Below are 26229 nucleotides of genomic sequence, written 5' to 3' on the forward strand. Positions count from 1 at the left end.
ATGCACGAATCGATCACAACGTTTTTCGCCGACCGCAAAGCAGCTTGGCTGAAAACCAAATTAAAAACCACGGAAGACCCGGATCAACAAGCCGCCATCCAACAAGAAGCCGAGGACAAATTTTCCTTACCGACCTGGTTGCCGGATGCTGCGCGGCGGGCCGCCTGGTTATCCATGGTCAGCCATCCCGGCAAATTCAGCCATCCCAGCGCCAAAACCAGTTCGGTCATCGCCCAAGGCCAACAGGCGAACGACGGCTACCTGCGTACCGGCAATGTGGATTACGAGTTGGACGTATTCGGCAACGCGGCAGCGATGGATGTTTACAAGTTTTTGACTCTGCCGCTGAATGACGGGCAAACGCTGTTGCAGCACCTGGAACGGGACAGCGAGGAAGCGAAGCGCCTGTTGACGGTGCCGACTGCAAATTACGACAGTCTGCGTTCCGGGTTTTTGACGGTTAAACAAAGCGACGACGGCAATCGGACCGACGGCTTGGTCAAGCAAGTCTATTTTCCGGTCGATGCCGACTATCACCTGCTGTCTATCCTGACTCCAGCTGGTATGCTAACCCAAACCAAAAGCCGCATTGATGCAATGCGCTTTTCCGAAGCCACCAAACAGGCCAAGGACAGCCGGCGTAAAAATGAACACCACGCCGACGGTTTCGACGACATGCTGGGATTGACCGTTACCTTGTACGGCGGCACCAAGCCGCAGAATATCAGTGTCCTGAACAATCAAAATGCCGGCCGGGCATATCTGTTAAGCAGTGTGCCGCCAATCTTCGAGCAGCGGCAGGTGAGATTACCGACTCGACATTTCTTCAGAAACTCGCTATCCGCCCGCCGTTTCCAAGACAGCTTCCAGACCCTGGACCGCTTGATGCGCAGCGGCGTCAACAACATGCACGTTCGCGACGGCATCCGTCATACCCTCAAATACCTGATCGACGCAGTCTTGCGACTAGCCTTCGCCATTCGCGCCACCGGTCCCGGCTGGTCGCAAACCGAGCATTACCGCGACTTACCGCTAGCGCAACGGATTTGGCTCGACGACGCCTATCTGGAACAGCGCGAGCAATCCGAAGTATGGCTGGACGAGGTGGCCGGCGATTTTGCCCGTTGGATCATTCGAACTTACGAATACCTGTGCAAGGACAGCCGCACCAAGCTCGGCGACGACGAATTCCATGAGTTGGCAGCGTTGGCCGAGCAAGCCGTTGCCGCCGACCAGGAGTTTTTCAAATGACGCGCCGTTTTCTGTTAATTCCGCATCTGCGCATTCACAACGCCAACGCGATGAGCAGTCCGTACACCATCGGCTTTCCGGCCATGACCGCTTGGTTGGGTGGCGTGCATGCCGTCCAACGCCATTTACAACAACAGGGATTGACCGACATCGAGCTGACCGGCGTGGCGTTAAGCTGCCATCGCTTCGATTTACAGACCTACAAAGGCCAAGGCGATTTCGTGCATTCCATTGTCGGCACCGCCAATCCGTTGGATAAAGACGGTGGCAGGCCAGCCTTCGTCGAAGAAGCCCGCTGTCACTTGGACGTGTCGCTGTTGGTGGAATTACAAGGCTTCGATACCGACGAACGGGAGCGTCTCGAAATCACGCTTAACCAGCAACTGCGGCGGATGAAATGGGCCGGTGGCGACGTGCTGACCGTTAAGCCGGTGGAAATTCATATCGTCGATGAAGATGACGATCGCAGCGTCAGGAAACTACTCAACCGGCTGATGCTCGGTTACGTGCTAGTCGAGCGCCGGGAACTGATGGTGCAGGCCATGCGCGACGAGCAGCGGGACGCGCTGGATGCCTTGCTGGATTATCTGAAAGTCATGCACCGCAGCGAGCAGGACGAAAGCGGCAAAGTCACATGGAGCAGTCAACGCAAGGCGCCGGGTTGGCTGGTGCCGATTGCGGTGGGCTTTCAGGGTATTTCCGAATTGGGCCAAGCCGCCAACCAACGCGACCTTGACACACCGCACCGCTTCGCCGAAAGCGTGGTCACGCTGGGCGAATTCAAAATGCCGTACCGCATTACCAATCTGGACGACGTGCTATGGCAATACCACGTCGATACCGGACGCAATCTATACCTTTGCCGAACCCTCACAGCAGCAAATCTTATTGGAGACTAAAACATGGCAGCAAAAAACGACGCAACCGTATTGGCTTTCGAAAAAAATTGGTGCCTTCCGACGGTTATCTATATGGCACTACATGGGACGACCGTAGCAAACCCAAGCCGCTTGGTTTAACACCAAAATCCGTGCGCGGCACGATTTCCAATCGTTTGAAACCCGCGTTGCAAAACGACCCCTTAAAACTCAACGCCGAAGTCGAAAAACCCAACTTGCAAACCGTCGACGCCTGCGCGTTGGCCGAGGATCAAGACACGTTAAAACTGAGCTTTACCCTGAAAGTGTTGGGCGGCGTGGATAAACCGTCGGCCAGCAATGGGCCGAATTTCAACGCGGTTTATCCAGGCGTCGCCCAAGCCTACATCGAACAGGAAGGCTTTGCGGAACTGGCCAAACGTTACGCCGTCAACATCGCCAACGCCCGCTATTTATGGCGCAATCGAGTCGGCGCGGAAAAAATCGAAGTGGTGGTCGATACCGGCGACGGGGACGCATTGGTTTTCGACGCCAAGCAATTTTCCCTGCGTGATTTCAATGCCGATACCCCGGATTTGCAAAAACTGGCCGGAAAAATCGCCGATGCCTTGTGCGGTCGCTTGCCGTATTTATTGATTAGCGTCGAGGCCTACGCCTTAATCGGCAAGGCGCAGGAAGTTTACCCCAGCGAGGAATTGATCCTCGGCAACGGCAAGGGCGACAAAAGCAAAATCCTGTATGCCGTCAACGGCACCGCTGCCTTGCATTCGCAAAAAATCGGCAACGCGCTGCGCACCATCGACACCTGGTATCCCGGCCACGACGATGGCACCGTTGGCATCGGCCCAATCGCCATCGAACCTTACGGCGCGGTGACCAACCTGGGAAAAGCCTTCCGTACCCCTAAAGACAAAGCCGACTTTTACACGCTGTTCGACCGCTTCGCACTCGGCGAAGCGCTTGCCAGCAAGGAGCAAGAGCATTACGTGATGGCGGTATTGGTGCGCGGCGGCGTGTTCGGCCAAAGCGGCAAGGACTGAGCCATGCGGTTTTATTTGGAAATCACCTTGCTGCCCAATCCCGAGGTCGGGCTGAATTTTCTGTGGTTCAAAGTCGTCCAGCAAATCCACTTGGGCTTAGTCGAAATGCAGGACGAGCAAAAGCAAGTGCCGATTGGCGTGTCGTTTCCGGAATATGTGATCGGCGAGAAATACAGCGTGCTCGGCGCAAAGTGCCGGTTGTTTGCCCAAGACGAAGCCACGCTGGCCCGCTTCGACGCGCCGAAGTGGCTGGCGCGGTTGAGCGATTACGTGCATTGCACCAGTATTCGCCCGGTACCGGACAAGGTGGCGGGTTACGCGATTTACCGGCGCGAACATGCCAAAACCAACCCGGAGCGCTTGGCGCGGCGTTATGCCAAGCGGCACGACCTGGACTTCGACGCCGCATGGAACGGCGTGGTGGAACTTCGCTCCGATTCGAAGGGTGGGGAGACTTATCCCAAGTCGTTTCGCTATTGCGACATGTCGGATAAGCGCATCGCCACGCCGTTTATACGCCTGCAAAGTCTCAGCAACGGCCAAAGCTTTTGTTTGTGGATTAAAAAGGTCACGGTGGCTGAGTCGTCGAGCGGCGAATTTAGTAGTTACGGGCTTAGCGCGACCGCTACCGTGCCTGAGTTCTGACTGTTGATGTCGTCGCCTCGATGCGTCAAACGCTGTTAGGGGAACACCGGCCGGGTGTCGCGGTAAATGCGCGCTCGGCCTAGCCGTTGCTATCGGATAAACGGTCGTCGGCTACGCGTGTTTTGCCCGGCGTCTCGATGTTTTCATTGGTCGAGCAAACTTCGCTTTGGATGGGGGCTAGAATTTTTCCGGAGATTTCGCTGGCGTCCATCTTGACGACGTGAACCATGCCATCGCGGGCGAACACATCGATGTAGTCGCCAGGATGCAAACCAATAGCTGTGCAAATGGCTTTCGGCAAGGTTACTTGCCTTTTGTCGTTCAATTTGGGCATAGAGTTACCGGTACTTTTAACTCATGGTTAGCAACCGCTGCCGCTCATATTTTCTCAGCGACAATTTTTTTGTAAGTTTGCAAGGCTTTTTTCATGCGCTCGGTCGGTTCGGGTGGATGATCCTCCAAATCAAAAAGCGCCTGCAAGTCTTTTGCGGTCAGGGTAATTTGGGGGCTGATGTTGCTTTGGTCCAATCTAACAAAGCGCTTAATCCACTGAATAGCGGAGGCTATGAATACCTGAATAACATTTCGGTTGTCGGCGTTGGTTTTCATGGTTTACCTACTGATGATTGGAAGTATTGTATCTGTAAGTTATTGCGAATAAAGGCCATTTCTTGAATTCATGATTCTTATCGCTGAACGCTGCTAATAATGTCGGCAGATGCTGTAATCCCGAGAATTGCTTAGCAGCCGCCAAACGTTATGCAGCCAATCTCGCCAACGCCCGCTTTCGGTGGCGCAATATAGTAGGCGCCGAGCGTATCGCCACGCCACGCCGTTTATTCGCTTGCAAAGTCTCAGCAACGGCCAAAGCTTTTGTTTGTGGATTGGCAAATCGGCCGTCGCGGCGCCGCTGGCAGGTCATTTCAACACTTACGGTTTGAGCCGGACGGCCACTGTCCCCGAGTTTTGACCCAATTTTTTTCGCTCTTTAACAATGTGAACTAAATCAGCCGGTTACGGGTATTGGTTTTGCGGATGGTAAAAATGGGTTAATCCGTCCGCAACCCTTGTCGCAACCGGCTTCCCGTTTATTTATAATCAGTCCGCCGCCGCACAGGCGGCTTAGAAATGCCCGGCGGCAAGTCGTGTTCGGCCGGGTTTGTCCGCCGCCGCACAGGCGGCTTAGAAAGCTGCACCGGCACGCGCTCGCCCGGCTCGGCAGTCCGCCGCCGCACAGGCGGCTTAGAAAAGGCGCGCGGACTAGCAAAAATGCTGGATGCTGTCCGCCGCCGCACAGGCGGCTTAGAAAACAACCCTGGCGGCGAACAGCGCTGGAAGGATGTCCGCCGCCGCACAGGCGGCTTAGAAAACGTAGCAGTCATGGGGCGGAAAGTGGGCAATGTCCGCCGCCGCACAGGCGGCTTAGAAACACCAACCCCAGGTCTTGCGCGGCGGGTCGCCGTCCGCCGCCGCACAGGCGGCTTAGAAAATGCATAACTGGAACAAATACCCGGATAACCTGTCCGCCGCCGCACAGGCGGCTTAGAAAGTTGATGAAATCGTGGTAATGATGCACATCGTGTCCGCCGCCGCACAGGCGGCTTAGAAAATCATCAAACGCCTGCACATACTCCGGAAACCGTCCGCCGCCGCACAGGCGGCTTAGAAAGGATCGTTGTTGAACAAACCAATCGACCGGGTGTCCGCCGCCGCACAGGCGGCTTAGAAAACCCGCATCACCATCCGACTGCTCTCGTCGAGTCCGCCGCCGCACAGGCGGCTTAGAAAAAGAAATCCGTCCCAGTTCGTCCCAGTTTGTCGTCCGCCGCCGCACAGGCGGCTTAGAAAGCTTCGCTCTCGTGTTCGTCAACCGCCGCCAGTCCGCCGCCGCACAGGCGGCTTAGAAACAGATGTATTTGCCGAACTGGTGCCGAGCGACGTCCGCCGCCGCACAGGCGGCTTAGAAATGCCTGAACTTCGACGGGAAGATCGAAGCATTGTCCGCCGCCGCACAGGCGGCTTAGAAACTTTTCCCGACCAGCCCCGCGCCGTTCGGTAATGTCCGCCGCCGCACAGGCGGCTTAGAAAAATCAACATCGCTGTCTCCCAACTACGACCGGGTCCGCCGCCGCACAGGCGGCTTAGAAAGCTTTTAAGTCGTTTTTGGCTTATCAAAAAGAGTCCGCCGCCGCACAGGCGGCTTAGAAAACCCACTTCCGCCCAGACGGCCGGATTGACGAGTCCGCCGCCGCACAGGCGGCTTAGAAAAAACAGGCTCAGCAATGATCGAAGTTCGAAAGTCCGCCGCCGCACAGGCGGCTTAGAAAAAATCGACCGGCAGCCAGGCGCCGGCACCGTTGTCCGCCGCCGCACAGGCGGCTTAGAAAAGGAAGGCGATCGAGCTGTCGCCCTCGTAAAAGTCCGCCGCCGCACAGGCGGCTTAGAAATTTCGAGATTAGCGATTTTTCATACATTAGAAGTCCGCCGCCGCACAGGCGGCTTAGAAAACAATCGTGCCATTGATTTCCACGTTGCCGCGTGTCCGCCGCCGCACAGGCGGCTTAGAAACATGTCATCCATCGCCCACATCGCCATCCGGAGTCCGCCGCCGCACAGGCGGCTTAGAAAAGATGACCTGCTCTTCTAGCTCAGATACGCGGGTCCGCCGCCGCACAGGCGGCTTAGAAAAATATCCAGCCCCACCGTCACCACCGCATGGCGTCCGCCGCCGCACAGGCGGCTTAGAAATCAAGTTTTGCGCGATAGTATAGCATTGACACGTCCGCCGCCGCACAGGCGGCTTAGAAAACGGCGTTCCGAATCTCAAGATCCCGCATATTGTCCGCCGCCGCACAGGCGGCTTAGAAATTTATGGGTACGACCGTCTTGCGCGATGACAAGTCCGCCTCCGCACAGGCGGCTTAGAAAGCACTTCGATCTTCTTGGCGATGATCTCCATGGTCCGCCGCCGCACAGGCGGTTTAGAAAATTGGGTCAACCAGGCATAGGTGCTGCTTTTGGTCCGCCGCCGCACAGGCGGCATAGCCGGATGGCCTTCGGCTCCGCTCAGGCACCGGGTCGTCCGCCGCCGCACGGGCGGCATAGCCAGATGGCCTTCGGCTCCGCTCAGGCACCGGGTCGTCCGCGCACGGGCGGCTTAGCCGGATGGCCTTCGGCTCCGCTCAAGCACTGGGTCGTCCGCGCACGGGCGGCTTAGCCGGATGGCCTTCGGCTCCGCTCAGGCACTGGGTCGTCCGCGCACGGGCGGCTTAGCCGGATGGCCTTCGGCTCCGCTCAGGCACCGGGTCGTCCGCTGCCGCACGGGCGGCATAGCCGGGTGGCCTTCGGCTCCGCTCAGGCACCGGGTCGCCCGCCGCCGCACGGGCGGCATAGCCGGGTGGCCTTCGGCTCCGCTCAGGCACCGGGTCGCCCGCCGCCGCACGGGCGGCATAGCCGGATGGCCTTCGGCTCCGCTCAAGCACCGGGTCGTCCGCGCACGGGCGGCTTAGCCGGATGGCCTTCGGCTCCGCTCAAGCACCGGGTCGTCCGCGCACGGGCGGCTTAGCCGGATGGCCTTCGGCTCCGCTCAGGCACCGGGTCGTCCGCCGCCGCACGGGCGGCTTAGCCGGATGGCCTTCGGCTTCGCTCAGGCACCGGGTTGTGCGCTGCCGCACGGGCGGCATAGCCGGGTGGCCTTCGGCTCCGCTCAGGCACCGGGTCGTCCGCCGCCGCACGGGCGGCTTAGCCGGATGGCCTTCGGCTTCGCTCAGGCACCGGGTTGTGCGTTGTCGCACGGGCGACTTGGCATGTTTCGAACGACATCGATTTGCCCGAGTTCGGCGAACTGATCAGATAAAGCGGCAAGACGCACCGCGCATTCTCCGGCGCTCCGTGCCGAACAGCCGGCATTCTATTTTGAACATGCAACGGTGTGTGGTGAACATCGGGCGTCGGCCGATCAATATCCGGCAATCCTGTTTTAGAAGCCGGGTTTTTATTCTGAAGACGCACGCATTTAGCGCGGACACGCAACGTCGATTGTTTGTCAGGCAAGCAACAGTGATTTTTAGCCGGAGGCCAGTGTTGATCGTAGAACGTCCGGTGTTGATCGTAGAACGTCCGATGTTGATCGTAGAACGTCCGATGTTGATCGTAGAACGTCCGATGTTGATCGTAGAACGTCCGATGTTGATCGTAGAACGTCCGATGTTGATCGTAGAACGTCCGATGTTGATCGTAGAACGTCCGATGTTGATCGTAGAACGTCCGGTGTTGATCGGAGAACGCCCGGTGTTGATTGGAGAACGTCCGGTGTTGATCGTAGAACGCCCGGTGTTGATTGGAGAACGCCCGGTGTTGATCGGAGAACGTCCGGTGTTGATCGGAGATCGCTCGATGTTCGCCAGAGAAGGTTCCGTGTTGATTACAGGACGCTCGCTATTGCTTCGGCGAGCTGGCTTGTTGTCGTCTGTCTGTTGGCGTGGGCAAAGGGTGAGCGCGGCTCGTCGCGTCGCGGTCGTTCGCCATCGCGCGCATCGCGCGATAGGTCCGCTGATCGTTGCGATTAACGCGGTTGAAATATTGGCGTGATACACAGTGTTCGCGGTAACGCATTGCCGGCTATCTGTTTTAGAGCGCCCGTTCGCTGTCGCGGCAACGGGGCGGGGCCGGCGCAAACTATTCGAGAACCCTGGGAGATTGCAATGTTGATAAGCAAGAGATTGACGCGTCATGCAGCCGGAATGCTGCTGTTAAGCGGTTGTCTGTGGTCGGCCTTGGCCGGCGCGGACGGTAAGGATTTGGGGCGCGATGCCGATCGCTGGCAGCAAGACGAAAGCGTGCAAGTGGGGCCGCGGCCTTATTATTTGATCGATAAAATGAGCCCCGGCCGCTTGAAATCCAAACTGGAGAGCTGCGGCGACGGGCCATTCCATAAAACCCATTTTTCGATCGGTCATCGCGGCGGCGGCACGTTGCAATTTCCGGAACACACCCAGGAAAGCCATGAAGCCGGCTCGCGGATGGGCGCGGGCGTGCAGGAATGCGACGTGACCTTTACCAAGGACGGCGAACTAGTGTGCCGTCACGACCAATGCGATCTGCATACCACGACCAATATCTTGACGACGCCGTTGGCGGCCGCCTGCTCCAAGCCGTTTTCGCCGGCCGAGTTCGATGCGACCGGCAAGCGCACCAAGGCCGCGTCGGCGCTGTGCTGCACCAGCGATTTGAGCTTGTCCGAGTTCAAGTCGCTGAAAGGCAAGATGGATGCGTCCAACCCCAACGCGGTGACGCCGGAACAGTTTTTGGCGGGTACCGCCAACTGGCGGACCGATCTTTACTCGACCGGCGGCACGCTGCTGACGCACCAGGAGAGTATCGCGCTGTTGAAAAAACTGGGCAGTAAATATACGCCGGAATTGAAGAGCCCCAACCGCAACGCCAAATTGCAGGTGGAAGACGTCTTCGGCAGTCAGGCCGCGTATGCGCAAGCCATGATCGACGAATACAAGGCGGCCGGCGTTTCGCCGAAAACCGTTTGGGCGCAGTCGTTTAACAAGGAAGATGTGCTGTATTGGATTCAGCATGAACCGGCTTTCGGCCAGCAAGCGGTTTATCTGGACGACGCCAACACGCCGGCCGACGTTCCGACCGCAGCGGATCTGAAGGGATACGCCGCGCAAGGCATCAAGATTGTCGCGCCGCCGATGTGGATGTTGCTCAGCGTGGACGCCGCCGGCAAAATCGTGCCTTCGCAATACGCCAAGGACGCCAAGGCCGCCGGTTTGGGCATCATTACCTGGACCTTGGAGCGTTCCGGCCGTATCGTCGAGGAAGTGTTGCCGACCAAAGGCACGGCCAGCCCGTCGTTTTATTATCAATCCACGCTGGATGCGTTGGAAAACGACGGCGATATCATGACCACGCTGGATGTGTTGGCGCGGGAAGTCGGTATTTTGGGCATCTTTTCCGATTGGTCCGGCACCGTCAGCTATTACGCCAGTTGCATGGGTTTGAAGTAAGTCAAGCCGTTCGGCCATTCCCGCGCGTGGCGCGGGAATGGCCGGCGCAAACATCAAGTTGTGGGAGGCGCTTTAGCGGCGACTGAAAGCGTGTCCCACGCCAAACGCTTTCGATCGCGGCTGAAGCCGCCCCGACGCAATGCCGGTGTCGCGGTCCGAAAATCAGGGTCGCGGTCTCGCTCCGGCAACGCGCGAGGCTCAAGCGGTTCTCGATTTCCTCAATGCGCCAGACGCTGTTCGAAGCTGGTCAGCGGTTCGGCGACGCCGTCCGCGCCGACGGCCGGGAGCTGCAGATATTCGTCCTTGGACAAGGCCGCGTTGAGCGGATTGCCGGCGACCGTTGCGGTTTCGTCGCCGACTTGTCCGTGCGGAATTTTCAAGGCCGGATGGTCGAACGGCGCCCGTTGGTAAAGCACGCGCTCGTCGGTCAAGGTTTTCAGGAAAGCCACTAGATCGGCCCGGTTTTGCGGATTGGACTGCAAGGTGGGTTGCGGAAATACCCGCGTCACGTGCTTGCTGTCCAGGTTGAAATTGCCGCCGCGACTGTAAAATTCCACCACTTGCTCCAAGGTCGCCATGCCGCCGTTGTGCATGTAGGGACCGGTCAATTCGATGTTGCGCAGCGTCGGCGTTTTGAACGTGGCGGCGACCGCCGCGACCATACGTTTATTCACCGCTTTGTTTAGCTCCGCTTGCGCCGCCGCCGGTGTTGGGATGAAGGCGTTGCTTAACGGCAGGAAACAATTCGCGGTGGTTTGCGGTTGCGGCAGCAGGCCGTCGGCTTGAGTAAACAAATTCGGTAGCGGATAGCGGAGCGTCATATTGGTCGCCATCGCATTTTGAAAATCGCAAGCGCGCACGGCATTGACTTCGCTGTCCAGAATGGCGGCGGTATTGCCGGCCAACAATTGTAAATATTGGCTGCTGAAAGACAATGGATTGCCGAAGTCGTCCACGCCGCCGGCACCGATGTCGTTGGCCTCGCGCGCGGCGCCGTTCGATGAAAAGCCGGTGTCGTAGAACGCGGTGACCGCTTGGTTGCCGACCATCAGCGGAATGCGGTTGACCACATTCGGACTGGCGCTGATGCGGAAGGTCGGTTCGCCGAAGGCTTCGGGGTGGGTTTGGGCGATGGCGGCGTTGGCTGCGATCGAGGCCGAGCTGAAGTTCGGCCCCAAATGGCATAGCCCGCATTGATTGCTTCTGAATTGTTTCAAACCGTTCAATTCTTCGGCACTCAGGTCTATCGGTTGGTGATTGGCATCGCGGGCGCTGGTGTCGAATGGCGCTTCGTCGGAGATCAAAGTGCTTTCGTAAAGCTGAATCGCCAATGCGAAGAACATCGGAAAGTTGGCTTCCAACTGGGTGTAAGGCGATTGGCCGACCGGCGGGCTAACCGGCACTCTACCCGAATACGACCAATATTTGGCGTTGTAGGCTTGCCGAATCAGGCCGGCGTATGTGGTGTTCAGTCCCGGACTCAACTTGTCGGCGTCGCTAAAGCTATAGGGACCCAACACGCTGTCGGAGGCATGCACCGACTGGTTTTGTAGTGGTTGGCGGAACAGCAGTTTTCGGCCCAAGTCCAGCAAAGTCCGATTGTTGCAGCTCATTTCGGTGTGATTGGTGGGTGGTGCCACCGCCAACGAGGCCAACGACGAATTGATCAAACGCAAGCGTTGTTTTTGCACGGTTCGGGTGCCGGTCAGCACCCAGACGCCGGCATTGGGGTCGCGGTCGCCCCAAGGACTGCTGCCGTTGAAAATGTTGTTGGCGCGGCCGTCCCAGAAGCTGCGGTGGTTGAAGACCGCGTTGATGACGGTCGGCGCGTTGCGCGGCGTTACCCGCCGGGTGCCGTTCGCGCCGACCCGGAATATCGGGTCGGGGGCGCGGTCGCAGGTGTCGATGCCGCTACTGTAGCGGGTGACCGCTTTGAAATCGCCCGCGAAGGTGCCGGCGGAGCCGACCACGTTGTCGGTATCGAACATCACCGTCGAATCGGCCAACGGGTTTTCACGCTGGTGTAGCGGAAAGTCGAATACGCTGAGCGGCCGGTTGGGACCCAACGGGGTGGCGTCGGCGGTGGCGTCGAAGATTTGTTCGGTGATCGAGGCCGATTGGCCGCCGGCCGAAACTTGGTTTTTAGTGCGGCCGTCCGCACCGGCGTGGAAGTGGCAGGAGGCGCAAGCCATGCCGTCGCTGCCGACGTTGCTATCCCAGAATAAGGCTTTTCCGAGGGCGATGGCCGCCGCTTTATTGACGACAATCGGGGCGCTACCGTCCACCAGGCCTGGTACTGGCGGCACCGGCAGCGTTTTCAGGCTGATCGGCATCGGTCCCAGAGCCAATTCCGCCGCCGACAGCGGTGCGTTGAAAACGATTGCGGCGGCCATCAAGCCTGATAAACGAATAGTGCGGAATATGCGCATGGTCTTACTCTGCGAATTTAAACAAGAGAAATAGGCGCCGAGCCGATCGGCCGTCGCCCGGAATTCATTACGGCGGCGTGTCTGAAGGTTCAGATAGCCGATTGAAGGGCCGCCATCCTTGGCGACATTTTGTTAGCGTCACATTTGCCGACTTCCCGCCAACCGAAGGTTGGCGGGGCAGCCGTCGGTCAGACGCGTACCGATTTGCGGTTCAAGCCCAGGAAGCCGACCATGGCACTACCGAACAACCAAACCGCGGCCGGAACGGGTACGGCCGCCGGTGGCGTGTAGGTCGATGCCGCCGCCGAGGCAGTGACTTTGACGGTGATATCCCCGCCGGTGCCGGCGATGTCCGCGCCGCCGACGAATATTGCGTACCAGCCCGCTTGCAGGTCGGTCAAAGTCAAGGTCGCGTAGCGCTTGGTGGTGGCGAAGGCTGGGTTGCCGGTCACGCCGATGGCACCGGTGACGCCGGTTTCGTACAAGTTGTCGTTACTGATGTCGTGTGCGCCCGAGTCAATCACGCCGCCGTAAGAGTTGACGTAGTTATGGGACGAAGAGCTGACGTAACCCAGGGTTTCGACGATACCGTCCGGTCCGGTGGCCCAGATGATGCCGGGATCGCCGGCTTGGCCGACCGAGTTGAATTTATGGATTTGTCCGGTGACCTCGGCGGGCGTGTCTACGCCGACCGTGTCGCCGGAATAGGCCACGTTGGTCCGGAAGATCGAGAAAGCCGGGTAATTGCCGGCGGACGAACGCGCGTCGATGATGACGCTTTGCGCGGAAGTCGGTAGATAGAAATTGGTGAACGCGGCTTGCATCCCCCAGGCGTCGTTGGTCAGCGCCGGGTTACCCGAAAAACCGACGGTGCTGCCGTTGAAGGCAGGGTTGGTAATGGTCGTGCCCAATTCGACGCTGTTGTCGTTGCCGGTCCACGCGGCGGCGGCCGGTTGCGCGAACGCCAGGGTCAACGCTGATGCCAGTAAAGTGGTTTCGAATAATTTATTGATAGACATGCTTACAGTCTCCTGTTTCGGTGCCGAATCGAACGGCGCCGGAATGATTCAAGGGTGCGGGAGTAACCGCTAACGGCAAATCGATGCGATTCGCCCGGTTGCGGTTACTCCGAGTGGGGATGGTTAGGCCGATTTACGTTTGGCCGAACCCAGATAACCGGCCAGGACCGAACCGAACAGCCATACCGCGCCGGGAACCGGCACCGGTGCGGGGTCGATCGGATCGCCGTTCAGGTTGACTTGGAAGGCATTGACGTTCAGGCTGTCGCCTGTGGTGAAGTCGCTGGCCAGGAAGGTCAATTGGTAGTCGAAATGGTCTTGGCCGGTAGCGCCGGTAAAGGGGTTGATCCCGGTGGCGGCGGTGATGGTGTCGCCGGAGTTGAAGCCTTGCGCGCCATCGTTGGAATCCAGTTTGTAGTCGCCGAACGCAATGATGTAATGGCCGGCGCCCAGCGCGGTGGATAGATAGGAGTCGCGCGACATCAGGGTGCCGTCCGCCCAACCGTTGCTGTCGCCCGGCGGGGTGTAGCTGGAACCGTCGTCGGCACTGGTGATCTCGGTATCGATAGACACCGTATCCTGATACAGACGGAACTGGGTATCGGCCAGCGTGATTTCGCCGTCGCCGTTCAAGTCCACGTAAGCGTTCGGATGTGAACCCCAGCCGTTGGAATAGCCTTCGTTAGCGCGGACATCGATCACGATGTTGGCGTCGGCGCTTAAATCGAAGGCCCAGTAATCGATGGTGGTGCCGGCGCCGTAGGTCGCGTCGGTCGCGGCGCGAATCGTGCCGGTGACCACGGCCGCCTGCGCGGCGGAGGAGCCGGCTAGCGAAACCGCGAGTGCCAGCATGGTTTTGCGGGTGGAGGAAAATTTGGTTTTGGTATAAGACATGGGTATTCCTTGTAAGTGGTGCGATATCGTAAATGCCGAAGGTCTGCCCCCTCAGAACAGCCGAGATCGCCCATTTCCGGCGCCTCGGCGGCCATCGCGGCAAGTGGTTGGCGCGATGGCCGGTGATCGGCACTCTGGATAAAGTCAAGAAGTGTGCCATTCATAAAAGCTATAGTTTTCAATTAAATGGAAAACCTGAAAATTGCAGCTATGTTAAATGGCTAATTTCCATTAAAAAATTATGTGATTTGAATCACGCTGTGCAAATAACGTAGAACAATTAGAGAAATAATCGCAGCCGCCAAGTATTCGGCGTTAGTGAAAAAAGCAGACGCGGTCGGTGGGGAGTTTGAGACGTTCTATTGGCATGGTTTGCACGTTCGACCGAGGTTGCGGGCCGGTTTGCCGCGCGGTCGGTCGCTAAAGGCGACTGGTGTAAAACGTTTGACAGGTGTGTGAAATGCCACAGTTTAATTGCGGTGCCGTGTGGCCGCTTGCGATGCCGCAATCGGTCTTGTGGCAGGCTCGGGTGCGGTCACCGAGCTTACGGATAAATTCCGTGGCTTATGAGTTTTTGGAATAAATAGCCGGTGGGTCGATCGAGAATCGGTATTGCCCAAGCGGAATGCGAAGTATAGGTCGATAGCGGGAATATCAGGTAACGATCATGGTGGAGGTTTCACTCGGAACAATGAAATAGAGCGGATAGGGAGCGGTTTGAACGACAGGTATGTCCTGATTTTGCCTAACGACGTTCAGAGTAAAAAGAGCGGTCATTATTCAGCGCGAACTAAAAACGCCCTTTCCCAACGTAGCGGGGGATAAACACCTCGATGCTAGCTATGTCGGTCGCTGATGAGAGCCGCAACCGATGTCGAATAGCGTAAGCCTCCATATTAGTGATGTCGTTCGCTGAGCGAAGTCGAAGCGAACTGGCTGGCTTCGACTCCGCTCAGCCAGCGGTGAACCGCCGCATCGCCCCCGGCCAATGGAAGGCGGTCCGGCCGCAAGCTTCCGGTACGAAAAAGAACGGGCTACCTTATTGGCTAAGTCGTTCGCTGAGCGAAGTCGAAGCGAACTGGCTGGCTTCGACTCCGCTCAGCCAGCGGTGAACCGCCGCATCGCCCCCGGCCAATGGAAGGCGGTCCGGCCGCAAGCCTCCGGTACGAAAAAGAACGGGCTACCTTCGTGACCGGCGTGTTGCAGCGGGGCGTATTGCGGCGTTTGCTCTCCCGACGGAGCGGGGGATAAACACCTCGATATTAGCTATGTCGTTCGCTGAGCGGAGTCGAAGCGAAATGGCTGGCTTCGACTTCGCTCAGCCAGCGGTGAACCGCCGCGTCGCCCCGGCAATGGAAGGCGGTCCGGCCTCAAGCCTCCGGTACGAAAAAGAACGGGCTACCTTCGTGACCGGCGTGTTGCAGCGGGGCGTATTGCGGCGTTTGCTCTCCCGACGCAGCGGGGGATAAACACCTCGATATTAGCTATGTCGTTCGCTGAGCGGAGTCGAAGCGAACTGGCTTCGACTCCGCTCAGCCAGCGGTGAACCGCCGCATCGCCCCGGCAATGGAAGGCGGTCCGGCCTCAAGCCTCCGGTACGAAAAAGAACGGGCTACCTTCGTGACCGGCGTGTTGCAGCGGGGCGTATTGCGGCGTTTGCTCGAAACCGCCGCGCGAGGCCGAGGTGCGAACTTGGTTGGCGACGTCGCGAAAGATGTCGTAATCCTCGATGATGCGCTTGTTGCCGCGCAGCACTTTCAAGAAGGCGTTGGCGAATACCGAATGATCGCCGCCGCCCTGGTCCATCACCGGTTTGACGCCGCCGGAGGTCAGCACGGTGCGGGCCTTGCGGGCGTTCATCGCCTTCAGCCAGCGTTCGCGCTTGGCTTCGTCCATGCCGTCCGGCAATTTGGCGATCGCCGAGCCGGTCAAGGCGCCGGAGTAGCACGAATCGGCGACGACCATGATGTGCTTGGCCGGCATGATGCCGATGAATTCGGTGATGCTTTGGCTGGAAATCCAGTTGGCGCTGTTGCCGACTTCGGCGTCGACCGGCAGCCAATAGGCGGTCTGGCTTTTGGCGTCAATTTCGCCGTGGCCGGCGTAATAAATCAGCAGATTGTCCTGGTCGGTGAGCTTTTGATTGAGTTCGTTGAACGCCGACATGATCGCGTGGCGATTGGCGTTGATCAGCAACTTGGTTTTGAAACCGTAGCGCTCGCGTAACAACAGTTCGACGCTTTTGGCGTCGGCGATCGGGGTTTTCAGCGGGGCGTAGGCGCCGTAATCGTTGTTGCCGATGATTAGCGCGTAAAACTTGCCGAATTGAATGTCGCCGGGCCGCTTGATGTCGTTGGCGTTGCTGCTCGGATAACTGGTTTGGGCCTGATTGTCGCCGGCCAGCAGGCGTAGATTCAGGTTGCTGCTTTGGTTGCGTTTGTCGGTGGCGACGATTTGCACCAGGGTTTCGTCGCCTTGCAGGCTGACGTCGGTCTCGAAGCGGCCGTCGCTATCCACCTTGATGGCTTTGTCGTTCAGCATCAGTTTGCTCAAGCCCTTGATGGCGTCGATGCGGCCGACCAGGCGCTTGCTGCGTTCGCCGCTACTGAATTGGATCGCCGGAATGCCCCGCGTCACGGTGACGGCCGGTTCAAGCAACTCGATGTTCGGTCCGGAGCCGGAGGCCAGCAGCGTGGACTTTTGCTGTTCCAATTGTTGTTTCAGTTCGGCGATGTCCTTGGCTTGTTGTTGCAGCGCTTGTTTGCGGGCGTCGATGCGCGAGCGGTCCAGTTTGTCCGGCGAGGTCAGCCAGGCGGTCAATTCGGCCGATTGTTTTTGATAGGCTTCGATCTTTTCGTTCAATCGATTTTCGACATCGTTGGTCTTGATGACCTCCGGTGTTTTGCCGCTCCGGGGGCATCGTCCGATTTTTGGCGTTGGCGTTCCTGCTTCAGTGTTTCGGTCAGCGTGCCGAGTCGCGCTTGCTGTTCCTTCAATTGGGCTTCTTTATCGCGCAACTGCCGTTCCAGCGCCGAGGTGTCGCCGCCGGACGGCGCGGCTTTTTGCTGTTGTAGCTTGTGGCGTAGCGTTTCCAGTTCGGATTGGGCCTTGCGTAGGCTGTCTTGCTGGTCCAGCGCCTGCTGGCGGATGTCCTGCAACTGGCCTCGCAATGCCTCGGCTTCCTTGCGCGATTCGGCGACTTCGCCGCGCAGGGTTTCCAGTTCCTTGGCATCGACCGCCGGGGCGAACTGGATGTCGGTTTGATCGAGGCCCGCCGACTTGCGGTACCAGCGCAATGCCGCATCCTTGTCCTGGGGGACGCCTAAGCCTTTCTCGTACAAATGGCCGAGATTCAGTTGCGCCTGAAAATTGCCCTGGGCGGCGGCTTTTTCATACCACTGGGCGGCCGCCTTATAATCGGCCGTGGTGCCCAAGCCCTTTTCGAAGATCTCGCCGACCGTCAATTGGGCGGCGGCATCGCCTTCCTGGGCCTTGGGCAGCCAGATTTTCAACGCGCTGGCGTAGTTGGCGCGGTCGTAAGCCACATACTCGCCGCCGCGCACTTCGCAATCGGCGGCGGTGGTGCGGACCGGCCGGCGGGCGGACAGATAGGTCATTTCGGCGCCGAGTTTGCGGACTTGGCCGGGCAGTAGGCAGTCCACGACCAGGAGTTTGTTGGTGTCGGCGACGATGTAGCCTTCGGTCGCCTTGGCCATTTCTTCCTGGCTGACGTCGCGGGCGCAGGCGCCGAGCAGAATGCCGGCGATGGCCAGGGCCAAGCCGCGGTGACGAAGATGCGATGCTTTCATGCGGACACCTATCGGGTGTGGGGACGGTGCGGGAACCATAGCAGAAAACCCCCGCGCTGCAAATCAACGGCCGCCGGCGGCCAAATCGTCGGCGATTTTCCGGAGTATGCCGGGCCAAAGTCCGGGCCAGCCTTGGGCGTGCCCGGCATCGACGATCTCGACGCGGGCGTTCGGACGTCGGCGTAAGGCCGTTTGGACTAGCGCGGGCGGAATGTTTTGGTCGGCGGCGCCCAGAAAATGCCATTCCGGCAAGCCGCTGGCCGGCCGCCGCGCCGGGTTCAGCGAAGCTGTCAAGGCTTGGTAATGGTGCAGATCGGTCCAGGCGTCGATGTCGTAGTTACCGGCGACCGTGACGACGCCCAGCGTTTGCGGGAGGCGTTCGGCTAATAGCAGCGCCAAGCTGCCGCCGCCGCTATGGCCGATCAGTAGAAGTTTTTTGAAACCGCGCCGTTCGGTATAGTCGCGCAAGGCGTCCGCGAGAGTTTGCACCACGATCTCGCCGTAACGGGCGTCGGTCCACAGCGGCGGCGCGCAGCCGGGATCGGCGGCGTGGCCGTTGTAGCAGGGGCGGGCAATATAAAGACTGGGCGCCGGATCGACGGCCTGTAACGGTAATGCCACCGAGGCGCGGGTGGTGGGGTCGGCGCTGGGCAGGATGCCGGCTTCATAGGGTCGGCCGTCGCCTTCCAGGTAGACATGCAGCCGTTCCGATGTCGTCGAGCCGGACCGGGAATAGGTATCGAGCCGGAAGCCGTTGGCGATCACGGTTTCGGCGGTTAAGCCGAATTGGCGGGCTTGATTTTGGAGCTTGGCGGTGGGCGAGGCGCAAGCGGCCGTGACGACCGTCAACAGCAGTGCCGCCAGCCGCCGCCTAATCGCGCAAGCTCGGCGGAATGGCGCAAGGCTTATCGGCATCGGCGGTCGCCGGTTTGCCGACGGCCTGAGCCAAACAGGCTAAAATCCATCATCGTCTTTAAACTTTGCATACTGTCATGTCCGCCTTTGATAACGCATTCACCGCCTTTCGGCAATCGCAAATCAGCTTAGCGCAATTGCTGGCGGCGGCCGAGGCCTTAAACGCCGGACCGGAAGCGGATTTGGCCTGCGCCCGGCTGAGCCTGGAGCAAGCGCTAGCCGAGGGTGAACTCGACGGCGCGACCTACCGGCTACTTGTCGGCATTTGGGATGACCGGACCCGATTGGCCGAGAGCACGAGTACGCCGCCGACCGCGGCCGACGATGCAACCTTGGTGGCGATGCCGGCGGATGGCCGGAAACTCGCCCAAGCCAAAAAACCGGAGGCGGGCGACGACCCGACGTGGGTGGCAACAGCGGCCGGCGACGGGGACGCCAACGAAATTCTGAACCCGGCGGCGACCGACGACGCGACTCGAGTTGGCGAGACCGTGGTGCCGGAAGCCGCGCCGGCTTCGACCACCAAGACGCCGACCTTGAATACCGAGTCCTTGCTGCAAGGTCTGGATCCCAATCTGCCGCGCACCGATCTGGTGGTCGGCCATACCGTCAAGAAACGTTTCGTGCTCGAGGAACTGCTGGGCGTCGGCGGGATGGGGATGGTATTCAAGGCCACCGACCTGCGTAAGGTCGAGGCGGCCGATAAGGATCCCTTTGTCGCGTTGAAGGTGCTGAACCGGGATTTTCAGTTCAACCCGATGGCCTTGGTGGCCTTGCAGCGCGAGACCAAGCGTGCTCAGACCCTAGCTCATCCGAATATCATTAAAGTCTACGACTTCGACCGCGACGACGCCGGCCACGTGTTTATGACGATGGAATATCTGCAAGGCCGGCCGCTCAGTCATTTGATTCGCGATCATCTCGATAGCGGTTTGCCGTTCAAGAAAGCTTGGCCGATCATTCACGCGATGGCCGAAGCGCTGGGTTACGCGCACAAGAAGAAGATCGTTCATTCCGATTTCAAGCCTGGTAACGTGTTTTTGGGCGACGACGGCGAAATTCGGGTGTTGGACTTCGGTATCGCTTGCGCGATCGGCCGTTCCGAAGCCGGCGGCGAGGACGCGACCGTGTTCAATGCCCGCGACTTGGGCGCGCTGACGCCGGCTTACGCCAGCTTGGAGCAATTGCAAAACCGCGATCCGGACCCGCGCGACGATATTTACGCGCTGGCCTGTATCAGTTACGAGCTGCTGACCGGCAAACACCCGTTCGGCAAACTGTCGGCGGAGAAAGTACTAGAAGTCAATTTGCAGCCCAAGGCCATTCCCAAGCTGGGTCGGCGGCAGTGGAAAGGCTTGCAAAAGGCCTTGGCCTTGCGTCAGGACAAACGCACCGCGACGATACGCGAGTTTTTGGCGGCGTTGGCGCCGCGTTCGGCGGCCTTCTTCGCGTTGTGGGGCGCGGCGGTGCTGGTGGCGCTGTCCGGCGGATTCAGCATTTACTGGCGTTTGGCGCATCCGCCCGGCGAAACCGTGCCTCAGGTTGCGATCAAGGCCTTGACGCCGGAAGAAGTACAGAAAATCCTGGATTTACAGGAATTGGCGGCGATTCATTTGGATGTCGGCTATCTAACTGCACCGACCGGCAGCAACGCCTGGTGGGCCTATCAGGAAATCTTGAAAATCGACCCCTACAATCAGGTAGCCGTCGACGGCATCAATAAAATCGCCGATTTGTTGGAGCAGCAAGCCTGGGAGCTTTACGAAAAAGGCCAGCGCGCCGAGGCTTTGAAAAAAGTCGGCGAAGGGTTGGAGGTCAATCCCGGTCACAAGGGCTTGCTGAGCTTGCAAGACAAATTGCGGAGTTAGTGAATCTGCGTGATTCTTATTTTGGCTTATAATTCAAGATGATTAATTACATTCTTAAATTTTGTCGAAATAGATTTGGCATGTAAGATGCCCGCATCGACTTAGAGGAGACATACTATGAAGAATAAGCAAAATACCGTTACGTCAATGTCGCCGACGGCGAGCCGGATCGGCGTGGGCGTCGCGCTGGCTCTGTGCGGAGCGGCGATGTCTACCGCGCGGGCGACGCCGGCCAGCTTCAACGAAAACCAGAGCTCGGTGGATAACGCCATTTCCAAATGCTCGAATTTTTACAATCAGCAGGAATCCAACGCGCCATCCGCGTGTAATATCGAGAGCATCTCGGACTTAAAGAGTCTGACGCCGGATCAGGTGTTCGGCATGGGCAGTATCGCGACGCGGGTCAACGGCGGCAAGAATAGCTTGCCGTTCGGACAATCCGGCAAAATCAATTTGGGCGGCGGGGCCGGCGACGGCGATTTCTCGAAACTGTCGTTTTGGGGCAAGGTCGACAGTAGTTTCGGTTTGCACGACAACACGGCCTTGAATTTGGGCGGCTTTAAATTCGACAATCATAATTTCATGGCCGGCGCCGATTACCGTATCAGCGACCGCTGGTCCGCCGGCGCCGCCTTCAATTACAAGCGCGGCAATGCCACGTTTAACAGCGGCCGCGGCGAGACTTTGAGCGACAACTACATCGGCACGCTCTATAGCAGTTACTTCATTACCGATGCGTTGCACGTCGAGGGTACCGCGTCATACGGCGGCGTCGATTTCGAAACCAGCCGCAACATCAAGTTGGGCGGAACTTCGTCGATTGCCAGCGCGGCGCCGAGCGCCGATCAGTATGCTTTCAGCCTGGGCGGCGGCTACGACTTCAATTTCAAGGCCTTGACGGTAGCGCCTTATGCGCGCGGCGAATATACCGGTCTGGATATCGACAGCTATAGCGAGACCGGCAGTCCCGGCGCGGTGCGTTTCGGCAAGCAAAATATTCAATCGCTGATTTCGACGGTCGGCGTGCAGACCGCGTATTCGGTCAGCGTGCCGTGGGGGGTAGTGATTCCGCAGTTGCGCGGCGAATGGCATCATCAATTCATGGACGGCCGACGCCAAGTCACCGGTAGCTTTGTCGCGGATGGTAGCGGCAGTACCTTTACGTTGGTCAACGACGCGCCGAGTCGCGATTACTATACCTTCGGCGCGGAAGTGTCCAGCGTGTTGCCGGGCGGCGTGTCGGCGTTTTTATCCTACGAAACCCTGCAAGGCTACCGGCATATCGACAGCAACCGCTTCATGTTGGGCGGCCGGATGGAGTTTTAAGTCTTTCCCGCCCGGTAAGCGCCGTCCGCGCCGCCTGGCGCGGCTGGCGTTTTTCGATGGGGCTCAATGCCCCACCATGTTAGAATCCCGGCCATCATGACTTTCAGTTCGGCGAGTCCAGTGGCCAATTCATCCTTCCTAAGCGACCACACCGCGCCGGCGCGCGTGCGGGAAATCCCCTATAACTACACTTCGTTTTCCGACCGGGAAATCGTCATCCGTCTGCTCGGCGAGGACATCTGGTGGGTGTTGGATTCGCTGCGCGGCGAACAAATCACCGGTCGCTCGGCGCGCATGCTTTACGAAGTGTTGGGCGATATTTGGGCGGTGCGCCGCAATCCCTATCTGGAAGACGATTTGCTGAACAATCGCGACCGGCGCCGGGCCTTGCTCGATGCGTTGCGTCACCGGTTGCGGCAAATGGAGACGCGACAAGCGGAAATTGCCGGCGATTCCGATCGGGCCGAACGCGTCGGTCAGTTGATCGCCGCCGTTCAACAAGCCGTCGCCGATTTCGAGGCGCATTTCGAGCAAACCGGCCAGTTACGGCGTAGCGTATTGAGTTTGTTGACCCAATATACCCGCAAGGACAATATCTGTTTCGACGGTTTTGCCAGGGTCAGCCATGTTACCGACGCCACCGACTGGCGGGTTGAATATCCCTTCGTCGTGTTGTATCCGTCCAGCGAGGACGAGATCGGCCATTTGGTGCGCGGCTGCATCGAACTGGGTTTGACCATCATTCCGCGCGGCGGTGGCACCGGTTACACCGGCGGCGCGGTGCCGTTGACGCCGTTTTCGGCGATCATCAATACCGAAAAGCTGCTGGAGATGAGCGCGGTTGAGCGCGAATCCCGCTTGCCGGGCGTGGATAGTCCGTACGCGACGATTTTCACCGGTGCTGGCGTCGTGACGCGCCGGGTCATGGAAGCCGCCGAGCGCTCGGGATTGGTGTTCGCCTGCGATCCAACCTCGGCCGATGCGTCTTGCGTGGGCGGCAATATCGCGATGAATGCCGGCGGTAAGAAAGCGGTGCTTTGGGGGACCGCGCTGGACAATCTGGCGTCGTGGCGGATGGTGACGCCGGACGGCAATTGGCTGGAAGTCGAGCGGCTCAATCACAATCTGGGCAAGATCCACGAGCAGGAGCAGGTCAGTTTTAACTTGAAGCGCTACGACAGTAGCCGTCGCAATCTGCTAAGCGAAGAACGCCTGGATCTGCCTGGCGCGTTGTTCCGCAAGGTCGGCTTGGGCAAGGATGTGACCGACAAGTTTCTTGGCGGTTTGCCGGGGATACAGAAAGAGGGTTGCGACGGCATTATTACTTCGGCGCGCTGGGTGCTGCATGAAATGCCGCCGCACGCGCGCACCTTCTGTCTGGAGTTTTTCGGGCAAGTGCGCGAGGCGGTGCCGTCCATCGTCGAAATTCGCGATTATCTGGCCGGGCTGCCGAAAGACGGTCCGGCGCGGGTGATGCTGGCCGGCTTGGAGCACCTGGACGAGCGCTACGTCAAGGCGGTCGGTTACGCCACCAAGGCCAAGCGCCACGGCCGGCCGAAAATGGTATTGATCGGCGATATTGTCGGCGACGACGAACAGCAAGTCGCGCTGGCCGCGTCCGAAGTGGTCCGCTTGTGCAATGCGCGCGGCGCGGAAGGTTTTATCGCGGTCAGTCCGGAAACCCGCGCCAAGTTTTGGCTGGACAGGGCTAGAACGGCGGCGATCGCCCGCCATACCAATGCCTTCAAAATCAACGAAGACGTGGTGATACCGTTACCGCGCATGGGCGATTATTGCGACGGCATCGAACGCATCAACATCGAATTGTCGCTGAGCAATAAACTGCGGCTGTGCGACGCGTTGAGCGACTTGTTGCGCGGCGATTTGCCGTTGCGCGCCTACGAAGATAGCGTCGATAAAAGCGAGTTGATCGGCGACCGCCGGGCGCTGGCGGTGGAAACCGTCGCGGCGGTGCGCGAGCGCTGGCAGTGGTTGTTCGATCATCTGGATTTGCCGCTGGCGCGGGCCGAGGCCGAATTCGAACGTTACGGCATCGGCGTCGGTCCGTTGACCAATAGAGCCACGGAGCCGACCTTGTTTCACCGGGTTCAGGACTACTCGTTGCGTATATCCTGGAAATCCGAGCTGTTGCCGCGCTTGCGGGAGATCTTCGAGGGCGATAATTTTCGGCCGGTCGTCGAACGGATCGAGGCCACGCACAAGGAGATTTTACGTGGTCGAGTGTTCGTGGCCTTGCATATGCACGCCGGCGACGGCAATGTGCACACCAATCTGCCGGTCAACTCCGACCATTATCAAATGCTGCAGGAAGCCAACGCCGCAGTCGCCAGAATCATGGCGCTGGCCCGCTCGCTGGGCGGGGCGATTTCCGGCGAGCACGGTATCGGTATTACTAAGTACGAATTTCTCGATGAGGAGGAGCTCGCCGAGTTTCACCGCTATAAAAACCAGGTCGATCCGGAGGGGCGCTTCAATCGCGGCAAGTTGATGCCGGGCGGCGATCTGAGCTCGGCTTACACCACATCCTTCAGTTTGATGGGATTCGAGTCGCTGATCATGCAGCAGAGCGACATCGGCGCGATTTCCGATTCGGTCAAGGATTGCCTGCGTTGCGGTAAGTGCAAGCCGGTCTGCGCGACTCACGTGCCACGCGCCAATCTGCTCTATTCGCCGCGCAACAAGATTTTGGCGACGTCGCTGTTGATCGAGGCGTTCTTGTACGAGGAGCAAACCCGGCGCGGTATTTCGATTACGCATTGGAAGGAATTCGAGGACGTCGGCGAACACTGCACGGTGTGCCATAAATGTTTCAACCCTTGTCCGGTCGATATCGATTTCGGCGAGGTGTCGATGAACATGCGCAATTTGCTGCATAAAATGGGCAAGCAGAGTTTCAACCCGGGCAAGGCGCTGGCGATGGCGTTTTTGAATACGACCAGTCCGGGTACCGTGAAGGCGCTACGCGCGGCGATGGTGGATTGGGGATACAAGGCGCAGCGTTTGGGAACGGCGATGCTGGCACCGTGGGGCAGGGCGCAGAACCGCCAGCCGCCGGCGTCGGTGGGCAAGCCGGACGTGCGCGAGCAAGTCATTCATTTCATGAATCGGAAGATGCCGGCCAAATTGCCGAACAAGACGGCCAGGGCCTTGCTGGATATCGAGGACAATCAAATCGTCCCGATTATTCGCGATCACGCCAAGACCCGTTCGGATTCCGAGTCGGTGTTTTATTTTCCCGGTTGCGGTTCCGAACGTTTGTTCTCGCAAGTCGGTCTGGCGACCCAGGCGATGCTGTACGAGGTCGGCGTGCAAACCGTGTTGCCTCCCGGTTATTTGTGTTGCGGTTATCCGCAGCGCGCCGCCGGCCAATTCGACAAAGCCGAAAAAATCACCACCGATAACCGGGTGTTGTTTCACCGGGTGGCGAATACCTTGAATTATCTGGACATCAAGACGGTTATCGTTAGTTGCGGCACTTGCCTGGATCAGTTGGTCGATTACGAGTTCGAAAAAATCTTTCCGGGCTGCCGGCTATTGGATATTCACGAATATTTGCTGGAAAAGGGCGTCAGACTGGATGGGGTCGACGGTGCCCGTTATCTGTATCACGATCCTTGTCACAGTCCGTTTAAGCAGCAAGAGCCGCTGAAAGTCGTTAGCGGCTTACTGGGCGCGCCCGTCGGCAAGTCCGACCGGTGTTGCGGCGAATCCGGTACTCTGGCTGTGGCGCGGCCGGACATTTCGACGCAGGTCCGCTATCGCAAGGCCGAGGAGTTGCAGAACGACGCCGCCAAGCTGCGCGCCGACGGTTACGATGGTCCGGTGCGAATGTTGACCTCCTGTCCGTCCTGCATGCAAGGATTGCAGCGTTATCAAGACGACGTCGAGCAACTGGAAGTCGATTACATCGTCGTCGAAATTGCCAAGCATGTGTTGGGCGAAAATTGGATGGCCGACTATTTGACCAAGGCCGGCAGCGGCGGCGTGGAGCGGGTGCTGCTTTAGTCCAACAAGCGGAAATGATTTTTTGCTTTGGAGAATATAATCGGCGGGCTTGGCGGCGGCTTCAGTCGCGCCGAAGATATTCCGACACCAGTGTTTCCGTACTTTG

At 58.8% G+C, this 26229-nt stretch carries 18 protein-coding genes, 1 pseudogene and 1 CRISPR repeat array; of the genes and pseudogenes, 11 read left to right on the forward strand and 8 right to left on the reverse strand.

The features are described 5' to 3' along the window. The 4 genes from csy1 to cas6f (ACP4CD_RS00935) are packed head-to-tail and all read left to right on the forward strand — an operon-like array spanning position 1 to position 3814. Positions 1-1251 carry a type I-F CRISPR-associated protein Csy1 gene (gene csy1 / locus ACP4CD_RS00920; RefSeq protein ID WP_064024402.1) on the forward strand — a complete coding sequence of 417 codons (1251 nt, stop codon included), beginning with the start codon at positions 1-3 and terminating at the stop codon, positions 1249-1251. Then, positions 1248-2150, forward strand: coding sequence for a type I-F CRISPR-associated protein Csy2 (gene csy2 / locus ACP4CD_RS00925; RefSeq protein ID WP_064024400.1), 903 nt, complete (start codon positions 1248-1250; stop codon positions 2148-2150). Before csy1 ends, csy2 begins: the two co-directional genes overlap by 4 nt. A gap of 50 nt (positions 2151-2200) precedes the next feature. Next, positions 2201-3169: a type I-F CRISPR-associated protein Csy3 gene (gene csy3, locus ACP4CD_RS00930; protein WP_426993001.1), complete on the forward strand. Its 969-nt coding sequence runs from the start codon at positions 2201-2203 to the stop codon at positions 3167-3169. A 3-nt stretch (positions 3170-3172) separates the two neighbouring features. Further along, on the forward strand, positions 3173-3814 hold the full coding sequence (gene cas6f / locus ACP4CD_RS00935; protein ID WP_064024396.1) for a type I-F CRISPR-associated endoribonuclease Cas6/Csy4: 642 nt from the start codon (positions 3173-3175) through the stop codon (positions 3812-3814). A gap of 79 nt (positions 3815-3893) precedes the next feature. Here the strand turns inward: cas6f (ACP4CD_RS00935) and ACP4CD_RS00940 are convergent, their stop codons facing one another. Next, positions 3894-4148 (reverse strand): AbrB/MazE/SpoVT family DNA-binding domain-containing protein, encoded by a 255-nt coding sequence (locus ACP4CD_RS00940; RefSeq protein WP_426993002.1) that lies wholly within the window; start codon positions 4146-4148, stop codon positions 3894-3896. Between the two features lie 44 nt (positions 4149-4192). Further along, positions 4193-4423, reverse strand: a complete 231-nt coding sequence (locus ACP4CD_RS00945; protein ID WP_064024391.1) for a hypothetical protein — start codon at positions 4421-4423, stop codon at positions 4193-4195. A gap of 83 nt (positions 4424-4506) precedes the next feature. Between ACP4CD_RS00945 and ACP4CD_RS00950 the strand changes: the two are divergent. The 4 genes and pseudogenes from ACP4CD_RS00950 to ACP4CD_RS00965 all read left to right on the forward strand — a co-directional run. Next, positions 4507-4626 (forward strand): annotated as a pseudogene (locus ACP4CD_RS00950) (type I-F CRISPR-associated protein Cas7f/Csy3); the annotation flags it as partial. After that, positions 4605-4784 (forward strand): type I-F CRISPR-associated endoribonuclease Cas6/Csy4, encoded by a 180-nt coding sequence (gene cas6f, locus ACP4CD_RS00955; protein ID WP_426993005.1) that lies wholly within the window; start codon positions 4605-4607, stop codon positions 4782-4784. The pseudogene ACP4CD_RS00950 and the gene cas6f (ACP4CD_RS00955), both read left to right, overlap by 22 nt. Before the next feature lie 131 nt (positions 4785-4915). After that, a CRISPR array of direct repeats spans positions 4916-6922; the repeat unit is 28 nt; unit sequence GTCCGCCGCCGCACAGGCGGCTTAGAAA. 975 nt (positions 6923-7897) lie between these two features. Further along, complete coding sequence (locus ACP4CD_RS00960) at positions 7898-8404, forward strand: hypothetical protein (protein WP_426993006.1); 507 nt, start codon at positions 7898-7900, stop codon at positions 8402-8404. 113 nt (positions 8405-8517) lie between these two features. Beyond that, on the forward strand, positions 8518-9837 hold the full coding sequence (locus ACP4CD_RS00965) for a glycerophosphodiester phosphodiesterase family protein (protein WP_426993007.1): 1320 nt from the start codon (positions 8518-8520) through the stop codon (positions 9835-9837). Between the two features lie 218 nt (positions 9838-10055). Here ACP4CD_RS00965 and ACP4CD_RS00970 read toward each other — a convergent pair whose 3' ends face one another. The 6 genes from ACP4CD_RS00970 to ACP4CD_RS00995 all read right to left on the reverse strand — a co-directional run bounded on the left by ACP4CD_RS00970 (position 10056) and on the right by ACP4CD_RS00995 (position 18903). Beyond that, positions 10056-12266, reverse strand: coding sequence for a cytochrome-c peroxidase (locus ACP4CD_RS00970; protein ID WP_426993009.1), 2211 nt, complete (start codon positions 12264-12266; stop codon positions 10056-10058). A 188-nt stretch (positions 12267-12454) separates the two neighbouring features. Continuing rightward, on the reverse strand, positions 12455-13285 hold the full coding sequence (locus ACP4CD_RS00975) for a hypothetical protein (RefSeq protein ID WP_426993011.1): 831 nt from the start codon (positions 13283-13285) through the stop codon (positions 12455-12457). A gap of 123 nt (positions 13286-13408) precedes the next feature. Further along, entirely contained in the window at positions 13409-14179 is a 771-nt protein-coding gene (locus tag ACP4CD_RS00980; protein ID WP_426993013.1) for a hypothetical protein, read from the reverse strand. Between the two features lie 1584 nt (positions 14180-15763). After that, positions 15764-17041, reverse strand: a complete 1278-nt coding sequence (locus ACP4CD_RS00985; RefSeq protein ID WP_426993015.1) for a caspase family protein — start codon at positions 17039-17041, stop codon at positions 15764-15766. Beyond that, positions 17038-17988, reverse strand: a complete 951-nt coding sequence (locus ACP4CD_RS00990; protein ID WP_426993016.1) for a hypothetical protein — start codon at positions 17986-17988, stop codon at positions 17038-17040. Before ACP4CD_RS00990 ends, ACP4CD_RS00985 begins: the two co-directional genes overlap by 4 nt. A gap of 63 nt (positions 17989-18051) precedes the next feature. Beyond that, the gene (locus ACP4CD_RS00995; RefSeq protein ID WP_426993017.1) at positions 18052-18903 is read right to left on the reverse strand and encodes an alpha/beta fold hydrolase; all 852 of its coding nucleotides are present in this window, start codon (positions 18901-18903) and stop codon (positions 18052-18054) included. 77 nt (positions 18904-18980) lie between these two features. Here ACP4CD_RS00995 and ACP4CD_RS01000 point away from each other — a divergent pair, with 77 nt between their 5' ends. The 3 genes from ACP4CD_RS01000 (at position 18981) to ACP4CD_RS01010 (ending at position 26123) form a co-directional block, all read left to right on the forward strand. Further along, positions 18981-20771 carry a serine/threonine-protein kinase gene (locus ACP4CD_RS01000; protein ID WP_426993018.1) on the forward strand — a complete coding sequence of 597 codons (1791 nt, stop codon included), beginning with the start codon at positions 18981-18983 and terminating at the stop codon, positions 20769-20771. Positions 20772-20888: 117 nt separating this feature from the next. Next, positions 20889-22097 (forward strand): autotransporter outer membrane beta-barrel domain-containing protein, encoded by a 1209-nt coding sequence (locus ACP4CD_RS01005; RefSeq protein WP_175463641.1) that lies wholly within the window; start codon positions 20889-20891, stop codon positions 22095-22097. A 120-nt stretch (positions 22098-22217) separates the two neighbouring features. Next, the gene (locus tag ACP4CD_RS01010) at positions 22218-26123 is read left to right on the forward strand and encodes a DUF3683 domain-containing protein (protein ID WP_426993021.1); all 3906 of its coding nucleotides are present in this window, start codon (positions 22218-22220) and stop codon (positions 26121-26123) included. Positions 26124-26229: the final 106 nt, after the last annotated feature.

It is taken from the genome of Methylomonas stagni, from assembly GCF_050154735.1.
GTDB lineage: Bacteria > Pseudomonadota > Gammaproteobacteria > Methylococcales > Methylomonadaceae > Methylomonas > Methylomonas koyamae_A.

Coding starts and splice junctions, on each gene's coding strand:
- csy1 (WP_064024402.1), top strand. CDS start 1: ATGCACGAATCGATCACAACGTTTTTCGCCGACCGCAAAGCAGCTTGG.
- csy2 (WP_064024400.1), top strand. CDS start 1,248: ATGACGCGCCGTTTTCTGTTAATTCCGCATCTGCGCATTCACAACGCC.
- cas6f (WP_064024396.1), top strand. CDS start 3,173: ATGCGGTTTTATTTGGAAATCACCTTGCTGCCCAATCCCGAGGTCGGG.
- ACP4CD_RS00940 (WP_426993002.1), bottom strand. CDS start 4,148: ATGCCCAAATTGAACGACAAAAGGCAAGTAACCTTGCCGAAAGCCATT.
- ACP4CD_RS00945 (WP_064024391.1), bottom strand. CDS start 4,423: ATGAAAACCAACGCCGACAACCGAAATGTTATTCAGGTATTCATAGCC.
- ACP4CD_RS00965 (WP_426993007.1), top strand. CDS start 8,518: ATGTTGATAAGCAAGAGATTGACGCGTCATGCAGCCGGAATGCTGCTG.
- ACP4CD_RS00970 (WP_426993009.1), bottom strand. CDS start 12,266: ATGCGCATATTCCGCACTATTCGTTTATCAGGCTTGATGGCCGCCGCA.
- ACP4CD_RS00975 (WP_426993011.1), bottom strand. CDS start 13,285: ATGTCTATCAATAAATTATTCGAAACCACTTTACTGGCATCAGCGTTG.
- ACP4CD_RS00980 (WP_426993013.1), bottom strand. CDS start 14,179: ATGTCTTATACCAAAACCAAATTTTCCTCCACCCGCAAAACCATGCTG.
- ACP4CD_RS00990 (WP_426993016.1), bottom strand. CDS start 17,988: ATGAAAGCATCGCATCTTCGTCACCGCGGCTTGGCCCTGGCCATCGCC.
- ACP4CD_RS00995 (WP_426993017.1), bottom strand. CDS start 18,903: ATGCCGATAAGCCTTGCGCCATTCCGCCGAGCTTGCGCGATTAGGCGG.
- ACP4CD_RS01000 (WP_426993018.1), top strand. CDS start 18,981: ATGTCCGCCTTTGATAACGCATTCACCGCCTTTCGGCAATCGCAAATC.
- ACP4CD_RS01005 (WP_175463641.1), top strand. CDS start 20,889: ATGAAGAATAAGCAAAATACCGTTACGTCAATGTCGCCGACGGCGAGC.